Here is a 7,889-nt window from a genome sequence, read left to right as displayed (position 1 = left end):
GTAAATTCGTGGTAAAATGAGTGTTTTTCTATACTTCAAAATGCTTGAAAGTGTAGTATTTTTGCGGATAATCAAAAATTAGATATAAAATTTATGGGAAATGTTCAGCTTGTCTGGAGAAGTTAAAAAAACTTCAAAAAACCTCTTGACATTTCCTGGAACCTGCGCTAAATTGATATCAGTAACAATTACTGATATCAAAATATAAAAAAATAAAAGGAGACGATTATAATGAAAAAATTTGTATGCAGCGTATGCGGATATGTTTATGAAGGAGAGCAGCCCCCTGAATTCTGCCCCCAGTGTAAAGCTCCCGCTTCAAAGTTTGTGGAGCAGAAGGGTGAAATGTCTTGGGCAGCAGAACATGTGGTAGGCGTGGCTCAGGGTTCCAGTGAGGATATCATGGAGGACCTGAGAGCAAACTTCCAGGGTGAATGCACCGAAGTAGGCATGTACCTGGCAATGGCAAGAGTAGCCCACAGAGAGGGTTATCCTGAAATCGGCCTGTATTGGGAAAAGGCAGCATATGAAGAAGCTGAACATGCTGCAAAATTTGCAGAGCTGCTGGGCGAAGTTGTAACAGACAGCACCAAAAAGAATCTGGAAATGCGCGTGGAAGCTGAAAACGGCGCTACCGCCGGCAAGTTTGACCTGGCAAAGCGTGCGAAAGCAGCTAATCTGGACGCAATTCACGATACTGTACATGAGATGGCCAGAGATGAAGCCCGTCACGGCAGAGCATTTGAAGGCCTGCTGAAGAGATACTTTGGCTGAAACCAAAACATAAATGCCGAGGCGCGAGTCCGCTGAGGTTTTGAAGCGCCTGCGGAGGGATGATAACGCGGTGGTCACACCGCCATCCCCCGGGGCGTGTTTCTGTATTTTCATCACATTGGAATTATATATAGAATTTGCAGAGCAACGGGCTGCTGATTTTGGCGGCCAAAATCATACACATCAGAGGAGGAGTTTACAATGTCTAAGTATGCAGGAACAAAAACAGAACAAAACTTGATGGAGGCTTTTGCCGGTGAGTCTCAGGCCCGGAACAAGTATACCTACTATGCATCTGTAGCGAAAAAAGCAGGTTACGAGCAAATGGCCGCCCTGTATCTGGAAACAGCAGACCAGGAAAAAGAGCATGCCAAAATGTGGTTTCGTGAATTTCATGGAATTGGCGGTGTAGAAGAAAACCTGGCAGACGCCGCTGCAGGTGAGAACATGGAATGGACAGACATGTATATGCGCATGGCCCGTGAAGCCAGAGAAGAAGGTTTTGAAGCGCTGGCTGTTAAATTCGAATATGTGGCTAAAGTGGAAGCAGCCCACGAAAAACGCTATTTGAAGCTTTTGGAAAGCCTGCGCAATGACGCTACTTTCAAAGGCGATGCTCCCTTGGGCTGGAAATGCCGTAACTGCGGCTATGTACATGAAGGGCCCGAAGCACCTGAAGTATGCCCTACCTGCAATCATCCCAGAGCCTACTTTGAACGTAAAGTTGAAAACTATTGATATCCTGGTTACTTTTCAGAAAGCCCGGCGGATATTTTTTCTCGCCGGACTTTCTGTGTTTCGGTATATAAATCCCGCTCGCGGACTTCTAGCCCGCACAAGCAGCATATTTCTTTCCCGCTTTATTCTTCTGCCTGGTCTCTAAAACGCACCATCGCCGCCTCAACCATATGGTTTTTTACATCCTTCACTTCTATTTCAAGCCCGCAGGCGCTGAATGCAAATTGCTCTCCATCTTCAGGCACTCTACCTACAGCTCCGCAGATAAAACCGCTGAATGTATCATACTGGTCAACAGGTAATGAAACGCCAAGTCTTTCTCCAACCTCTTCCAGCTCCGTCCGTCCCTGAATCCGCCACAGGCCGTCCTCAATTTTTTCAATATCCGCAGGCCTGAGAGGGGTTTCCTCCTCTTCCAGCTCACCTACCAGGGCCTCCATCAAGTCATGGAGCGTAATAATTCCTGACATCCCGCCGTACTCATCGATAACTACCGCAAAATAGGCCCGCATCTGTTTCATTCTGCGGAACAATACATTCGCCCGCATTCCTTCCGGCACAAAAAAAGCTTTATCTACAGCGTGGTCCAAAATATATTCCCTTGACCTGTCCTCTGACCTGAAGTAATCCTTGGTATCCAGAACCCCGGTTATATCATCCTGATTTTCGCCACAGACAGGATAATATGTATATCTGCTTTCCTGAATTGTTTTCTCCCATTTCTCCGGGGTATCTGAAAGGTACAAAGACACCACTTCACGCCGGTGGGTACAAATCTGCTCTACCGGGGTATCATTAAATTCAAAAACATTTTGTATGATTTCTGTCTCTTCTTCCTGAATGGTACCCTGTTCGCTTCCTTCCATCAGCATCATGCGAATCTCTTCTTCTGTTACCACCTCATCCTCTTCTTCAGGGTTAATTCCAATCAGTTTGAGAATCAGGTTAGTGGATGCTGTCAGCAGCCAGACCAGCGGGGCAAAAAGTTTGGAAACAGAATAGAGCAGCCCTGCCATACCCAACGCCATTGACTCCGCCTTTTTCATCGCAATCCGTTTCGGCACCAGTTCACCGAATACCAAGTTAAAGTAGGCCAGAACTAATGTAATTAAAATTACCGCCGCCGTATTCAGCACACTTTCCGGTATTCCCACCCCGGCGTCCACCAGAAGTCTCACCAGCGGCCCCGCAAAATTATCTGCAGCAAACGCACTGCCCAATAAGCCGGCAAGTGTAATCGCCACCTGAATGGTGGCTAAAAACCTGGCGGGCTGCTCTGTCAGCGAAGCCAGCTTTCCTGCCTTGGGATTTCCGCCAGCCGCCAGCCGCTTCAGTTTTGTCTCATTCATAGAAATCACTGCTATTTCAGCACTGGCAAATACTGCATTTAAAAAAATCAAAACAATTTGTAAAACTAATGCGCCTATCATATTCCTTTTCTCCTGTCTTTTCTATCATGCTATGTTATGAATCATTTTTCTGCCAATACCAGGCAAACTCCAAAAAGCATAAAAGGGTACAGCCTGCGCGGCAACGCGCAGACTATACCCTCTATCTATTCATAACATTACATGGAACAGGCATGCGATAATTATAACTGTCATTATCACTGTCAGAATTGTCGTCCATGTATGAAATCACTCCTTTACATCAATAATAACAATACGGTATCATACTCTGAAACAAAAGTCAAGATATGAGTTTTTCTACCACTTCCGCTCCTGGTCCGGATCATCCAGGCAAATCCTGCTAAGGCCATTGGCCTGACAAATGTTTTTCCCCTCATCACAAATTACAAGAGCCCAGCGGATGGAAATAGGAATCATTTTCCGAATATAAAACTCCACAAAGTCGTAGCCGCGCCATGCGCACCTGTGAATGCTGTACAAATAAGCATCAGACGCAGCATCGTAACATTCCTGGAATGCAAGGCTGGAATATTTCACCTCAAAGCGTCTCAGCGCTCTTTTAATGAAAGGATCGCCATATATTTCAAAAGGGTAGGCCGCAAACAGAGCTTTCACTTTGTCCCCGGCTGCTTCGTGAATCTTTTGGATGCTGGACGGCAGATATATATACAACTGCTTTTTGCATAGCATCACTCTGTTTTTCCTATAATAGAAACAAAAAATCCAGTATTTTCAATGCTTTCGTCGGTGAAGTGTAGGAATAGTCAAGAAATAAACGACTTTTCTACACTTTCCGATACACCGTTTTACCCTTTATCTCAGAGCCAGAAATATCTTCAATCCGGTTCCCATCCAAATCCTGAAGGGTATCGTAAAAGCACTGTTCGTCCGGATAATTGCTGAACAACGTTCCAGTAATTATTGTACCATCTGCCAGGTGTGCGGTGCAACCCTTGAATAAGGTATCTGGAGTAACCGTATCGTTTGTGAGGTCGATTAAAATCTCTGTACCGTAAACGACCTTATTTACAGCCATCTAATCACCCCGCAATCGTTACCGTAGTACCTCCTGCCGAATTAGCAGATTCGACGTAGGCAATCGGGTTTATCACGACTTGGGACAGATAATCAATACCGTTATCAGGAAGAACCGTTTGCTTTACTGTAGAAGGTGTTGCCGTCTTTGCCTGAGCCGTAACATCTGAAGAAGGTTCACAATCGCCTTCCACCCCCAAAACATTGACGCCTTTCTTAATGTTTCCAGGAATGAGTTTAGCCTTTTCCGTTGCGTCAAGCTGCACTGTTCCTGAGCCGTCATGATAGCCAATGGGAACCGTGTAGACAGAATCTTTATCTGCAATCGTCTCGGCAACGGCTCCGTTGTTTTTCATAGTGCCGGATATCTTACTTCCTCTCGCGTATGCGATTTGCCCGTTGAGGATTTCAGCGGCAGTCACAGTGGCGTCTGTAGAGTCCACGTCAAATGAACAAGCGCCTTCAATTACTTCACCACTCTTATCGTGGGCGGTGTACCCAGTCAGCAGTTTATCTTTCGTAACACTGTCCCCGGTTAGATCAATCAAAGTGTTGCCGCCGTAAATCACTTTATTTATTGCCATTTGTATCCACCTCCTTCGCAATATAAGCGGTTGTTCCGTTGGACTCATTGCTGGTTTCCCAATAGGGAATCTCCGTAACCAGAATATCATCCTTTAGCACTTTATTTGCTGTGTTCAAAATTTGGGAACCGGTTGCTTTTGGAACAACTTTGTAGTCGCCAGAATAAGTATCGTATTCCTTTGTCACGCAAATAGCCCCGTTCAGACTTTCGCCGCCGGAAAGTGTTCCCCGTAAAACAGACTCCCCAGACATCTTCCCGTTTAAAGAATCCAACGCCTGTATACCGCTCATATCAGCACACCTCCTCCGCTATTTTAATTTTAGAGGTAGTGATGAAAGTATCCACTTCACCAGATGCTTTCGTTAATTGGATATCGTATACATAAGTTCCGAAAGCGAGGTCTTTCGTATCTTCCGGATTCAGAATCAGTTTCATAGTATCGATCGGAATATCTTTTACCAGCAAAGTATCTTCATCCGTATAATTGGCTTTCATCGCAAAGCGAATGGAATCCCCTTCAGATGGTTCATACGGATTCCCCTTTGAATCGGCAACGGAAATCTGAGCCATGAAAGTATCGCCCCGCGTAAGAGTAATGGTTGTTCCGGAAACCTTATAGCTCATAGCTCGCCTCCATTTCTGTCGAGCAATCGAAAACGGCTATACCCGCTACAATAATAAAAGCCGCCCACATATATAGGCAGCGAATCATAGACGAGTATAGCCGTAAGGAGATTGCATTTGTGGTGTTACTTGGTATCCTTGTTGTAGCTTGCGGCGCTGATTCCCAGAAGAACACCCAGGAAAGTATCAACAGCCGTAATGGTGCCGACCACCTGCTCGCCATAAGGCAGATTCCAGATTCCAGCCAGCGCAAAATATAAAGTGCCGGCTGCCGGAAGCAGATACTGGGCAATCCATTTCAGAGTGTCATAGGTTTTGTTACTCATCTTCATGATTTGTTTCCTCCTTGTATTGTGACTTGTGTATGGGTAATTTGTTTACCTCGTTCATGATCCGCTTGGCGGAGCCATTTCCACCCATCTTCTCGTAAGGCTTATAAAGATATTCGTAGAGATTTTCGTACTCATCCGAGGTAATGTATCCTCTCTCGATATACGCCATCCCCAAATACATAATCCGGTCATGCCCAAGCCCTATGAGCATTTCAGTTTTCACGTCTTTTTTCTCAAGCCGTTTTGTTATGTAGGCCCACAGCCCAGAAGACGCAAGAACTGAGCTAAATATAGTAAGTAGTATTTGAAACCACTGTTCCATGTCATACCTCCTGTAAAATATTTTGTGGCGACCTATCAAATATAACCAGCTTCTTGTTTACGACTGTTACTGTCTTGTCGAATAGGTCTTCATATAGCCGCATAAGGTTTTGACGCTGCTGCCTGGATAGAATCTTGTAGAAACTTCCCATCCAACCACGGAACATATTCTCTACATTCTCATAGAGGACTTCTCCGTTTTCAACCTTAACAGCCAGTTTCTTCAATTTTCTGCGCATTGCTGTAACCCTATCCGGATTGATTCTTTTAATGATTTTTCCATCTTTGGTAAGTGTATATTTCACTTGCAGGAATTTGTATGTGCTGGATATCTTAACGATACGAGTCTTCTTTTCGTTAATATGAATGCCCAGCTCCTCAGCGATTGCCCGAATATGGTCAAGCAAATCCAGCAACTCCTCTTTGCTTGGGTTCATGATATACCAGTCGTCCATATAACGACCGTAAAATTTCTCACTTCTTACATACTTCACATAATTGTCAATACGGTACGGATAATAGATACCGATAACTTGTGAAAGCTGATCGCCAATATTTACCGATTTCGCCATCCACTTCTCGCCGGTTAATTGTTCCTTGGGTATTTCCCGGTAATTTAGCTTATTAAACGTATCAGTCATGCAACTGGCGTATTCTTCGTCAGTCATGTAAGAAACATCAATCTTGAACCCATCAAATATAAGTGTCAGAAGCCAGTCAATGAACTCATCATCGTCAAAGAGTTTTAACAATTCCCGCTTCGCTATCTCATGAATGATATTGTCGTAGAATTTTGAGAAATCTCCGAACAGAATCCATCCTTCATTGCCATACTGCTTGTAGTACCGCCGAAGATGCACCTCAAAACGCTCTCTTTGGTGCGAAATTCCTCTACCTTTGATGGAAGCGCCATTATCATAGATGATATGCTTCTTAACCTCTGGCAACAAAATTTCATCACATAAAGCATGGCGAACAATACGGTCTCTGATTCGGATACTTGTAATAGGTCTTACTCGGCCCCGTTCGGACAAAGAAAACTCCTCCACAGGACCATTTTCCAAAGTCCGATTGAGAAGGTCTTCCTGAATGGAGAAAATATACCTCAAGAAATTCATCATGAACTTCTGCGTCGTTTCTTTCCATTTGCTGCCTTTCACAGAAGCCTTGTAAGCCCTATACAAGTTGTTGGCGTCAGACAAAATCTCTTCATACGTCATAATTATTCACCGTGATAGCAATACTTACCGTAGTAAATTGCGTCCAGCTTTGTCATTTATCCTTGATGGAAAGGACAACGTCTCCTTCTCGGTTGGTTAGACTGAGAATCCGGACGAACCCCATTAGAGTTCGAAGCGTTGTTGTAGTTCGTATTGCCATTGTTGTTCACATTAGCGAAATTAGCCGAAGAAACGACGCGTTTTAGACATTGCCCTGCAAGTATGCTTTGATTTTGTTGTCGCGCTGACGCCATTTCTTTATCAAACCGATTTCTCGGTCGATAGCATTAACATATCTGCCATAGGTATTAACGTCCACCTCGAAGATTTCCACGATTCGCTGAAGCTCTTTGAGAATCTGCTCGCAATTTATAATCGCATTGTTCTGATAGTCCCGCCGCTGTTCATACTCACGCATAGAAGTGGGGTAGGTCGAATTAGCCGCTCTTACGTTGCTCGTCAATTGGGATGCCAACTGGTCGATTCGATTTTTGAAATTGGTCATCAAATATCGATACTTCGCAAAGTCTTCTGTCTCGTCCTTTCCATAGGCATAACGGACCCGTACCAGATGGTCTAAATCTTTTACCCCGAAACTTCTCTGCATGAAATCAAGCAGCATGTCATGTAAATCTATCGAGAAGGTAATGGCCTCAAATTTGGATTCCTTCCGTTTGCTTGCCAGGACACTCATCAATAAGCGGCTCCGGTAATCTCAGCAAACTCTTCCTCGGTAATCCAGCCCTTTACTACGGCATTACGAACGCGGGTTACATCCCACAGCTTCTTGTTGTAGTAACCTCTTACTTTGTCGTAATTCTTGCTATGTTCCATGGTGCTCTCCTTTCTT

General features: G+C 44.5%; 13 protein-coding genes. 2 read left to right on the top strand and 11 right to left on the bottom strand.

All coding sequences use genetic code 11. The features are described 5' to 3' along the window. Positions 1-231 precede the first annotated feature (231 nt). Positions 232-774, top strand: coding sequence for an NADH peroxidase (locus tag EV209_RS12770; protein WP_130435851.1), 543 nt, complete (start codon positions 232-234; stop codon positions 772-774). A 201-nt stretch (positions 775-975) separates the two neighbouring features. Continuing rightward, complete coding sequence (locus EV209_RS12765; protein WP_130435850.1) at positions 976-1,512, top strand: rubrerythrin family protein; 537 nt, start codon at positions 976-978, stop codon at positions 1,510-1,512. A 122-nt stretch (positions 1,513-1,634) separates the two neighbouring features. Here EV209_RS12765 and EV209_RS12760 read toward each other — a convergent pair whose 3' ends face one another. The 11 genes from EV209_RS12760 to EV209_RS12710 form a co-directional block, all read right to left on the bottom strand. Beyond that, complete coding sequence (locus EV209_RS12760) at positions 1,635-2,942, bottom strand: hemolysin family protein (protein ID WP_130435849.1); 1,308 nt, start codon at positions 2,940-2,942, stop codon at positions 1,635-1,637. A 276-nt stretch (positions 2,943-3,218) separates the two neighbouring features. Then, a complete protein-coding gene (locus tag EV209_RS12755) occupies positions 3,219-3,593 on the bottom strand; it encodes a hypothetical protein (RefSeq protein WP_165388926.1) in 375 nt (124 codons plus the stop codon). A 112-nt stretch (positions 3,594-3,705) separates the two neighbouring features. Next, positions 3,706-3,957 carry a histidine kinase gene (locus EV209_RS12750; protein WP_130435847.1) on the bottom strand — a complete coding sequence of 84 codons (252 nt, stop codon included), beginning with the start codon at positions 3,955-3,957 and terminating at the stop codon, positions 3,706-3,708. 4 nt (positions 3,958-3,961) lie between these two features. Next, on the bottom strand, positions 3,962-4,540 hold the full coding sequence (locus EV209_RS12745) for a hypothetical protein (protein ID WP_130435846.1): 579 nt from the start codon (positions 4,538-4,540) through the stop codon (positions 3,962-3,964). Next, the gene (locus EV209_RS12740) at positions 4,527-4,832 is read right to left on the bottom strand and encodes a hypothetical protein (RefSeq protein ID WP_130435845.1); all 306 of its coding nucleotides are present in this window, start codon (positions 4,830-4,832) and stop codon (positions 4,527-4,529) included. Before EV209_RS12740 ends, EV209_RS12745 begins: the two co-directional genes overlap by 14 nt. A 1-nt stretch (position 4,833) precedes the next feature. Then, a complete protein-coding gene (locus EV209_RS12735; protein ID WP_130435844.1) occupies positions 4,834-5,166 on the bottom strand; it encodes a hypothetical protein in 333 nt (110 codons plus the stop codon). 125 nt (positions 5,167-5,291) lie between these two features. Further along, positions 5,292-5,498: a phage holin gene (locus EV209_RS12730; RefSeq protein WP_130435843.1), complete on the bottom strand. Its 207-nt coding sequence runs from the start codon at positions 5,496-5,498 to the stop codon at positions 5,292-5,294. Next, positions 5,485-5,820 carry a hypothetical protein gene (locus EV209_RS12725; RefSeq protein ID WP_130435842.1) on the bottom strand — a complete coding sequence of 112 codons (336 nt, stop codon included), beginning with the start codon at positions 5,818-5,820 and terminating at the stop codon, positions 5,485-5,487. The genes EV209_RS12730 and EV209_RS12725 overlap by 14 nt, the downstream gene beginning before the upstream one ends. A gap of 1 nt (position 5,821) precedes the next feature. Next, a complete protein-coding gene (locus EV209_RS12720; protein ID WP_130435841.1) occupies positions 5,822-7,039 on the bottom strand; it encodes an RNA-directed DNA polymerase in 1,218 nt (405 codons plus the stop codon). 202 nt (positions 7,040-7,241) lie between these two features. Further along, entirely contained in the window at positions 7,242-7,733 is a 492-nt protein-coding gene (locus tag EV209_RS12715) for a hypothetical protein (RefSeq protein WP_120484336.1), read from the bottom strand. Next, positions 7,733-7,873, bottom strand: a complete 141-nt coding sequence (locus EV209_RS12710; RefSeq protein ID WP_130435840.1) for an XkdX family protein — start codon at positions 7,871-7,873, stop codon at positions 7,733-7,735. The genes EV209_RS12715 and EV209_RS12710 overlap by 1 nt, the downstream gene beginning before the upstream one ends. Positions 7,874-7,889 lie beyond the last annotated feature (16 nt).

Origin of the sequence: Cuneatibacter caecimuris (assembly GCF_004216775.1) — a bacterium.
In the GTDB taxonomy this organism is placed as follows: Bacteria; Bacillota; Clostridia; order Lachnospirales; family Lachnospiraceae; genus Cuneatibacter; species Cuneatibacter caecimuris.
The sequence above is the reverse complement of the archived record's forward strand: the minus strand, read 5'-3'. Positions and strand labels throughout refer to the sequence as shown.

Coding starts and splice junctions, on each gene's coding strand:
- EV209_RS12750 (WP_130435847.1), bottom strand. CDS start 3,957: ATGGCTGTAAATAAGGTCGTTTACGGTACAGAGATTTTAATCGACCTC.
- EV209_RS12745 (WP_130435846.1), bottom strand. CDS start 4,540: ATGGCAATAAATAAAGTGATTTACGGCGGCAACACTTTGATTGATCTA.
- EV209_RS12720 (WP_130435841.1), bottom strand. CDS start 7,039: ATGACGTATGAAGAGATTTTGTCTGACGCCAACAACTTGTATAGGGCT.
- EV209_RS12760 (WP_130435849.1), bottom strand. CDS start 2,942: ATGATAGGCGCATTAGTTTTACAAATTGTTTTGATTTTTTTAAATGCA.
- EV209_RS12710 (WP_130435840.1), bottom strand. CDS start 7,873: ATGGAACATAGCAAGAATTACGACAAAGTAAGAGGTTACTACAACAAG.
- EV209_RS12715 (WP_120484336.1), bottom strand. CDS start 7,733: ATGAGTGTCCTGGCAAGCAAACGGAAGGAATCCAAATTTGAGGCCATT.
- EV209_RS12765 (WP_130435850.1), top strand. CDS start 976: ATGTCTAAGTATGCAGGAACAAAAACAGAACAAAACTTGATGGAGGCT.
- EV209_RS12735 (WP_130435844.1), bottom strand. CDS start 5,166: ATGAGCTATAAGGTTTCCGGAACAACCATTACTCTTACGCGGGGCGAT.
- EV209_RS12740 (WP_130435845.1), bottom strand. CDS start 4,832: ATGAGCGGTATACAGGCGTTGGATTCTTTAAACGGGAAGATGTCTGGG.
- EV209_RS12770 (WP_130435851.1), top strand. CDS start 232: ATGAAAAAATTTGTATGCAGCGTATGCGGATATGTTTATGAAGGAGAG.
- EV209_RS12725 (WP_130435842.1), bottom strand. CDS start 5,820: ATGGAACAGTGGTTTCAAATACTACTTACTATATTTAGCTCAGTTCTT.
- EV209_RS12730 (WP_130435843.1), bottom strand. CDS start 5,498: ATGAAGATGAGTAACAAAACCTATGACACTCTGAAATGGATTGCCCAG.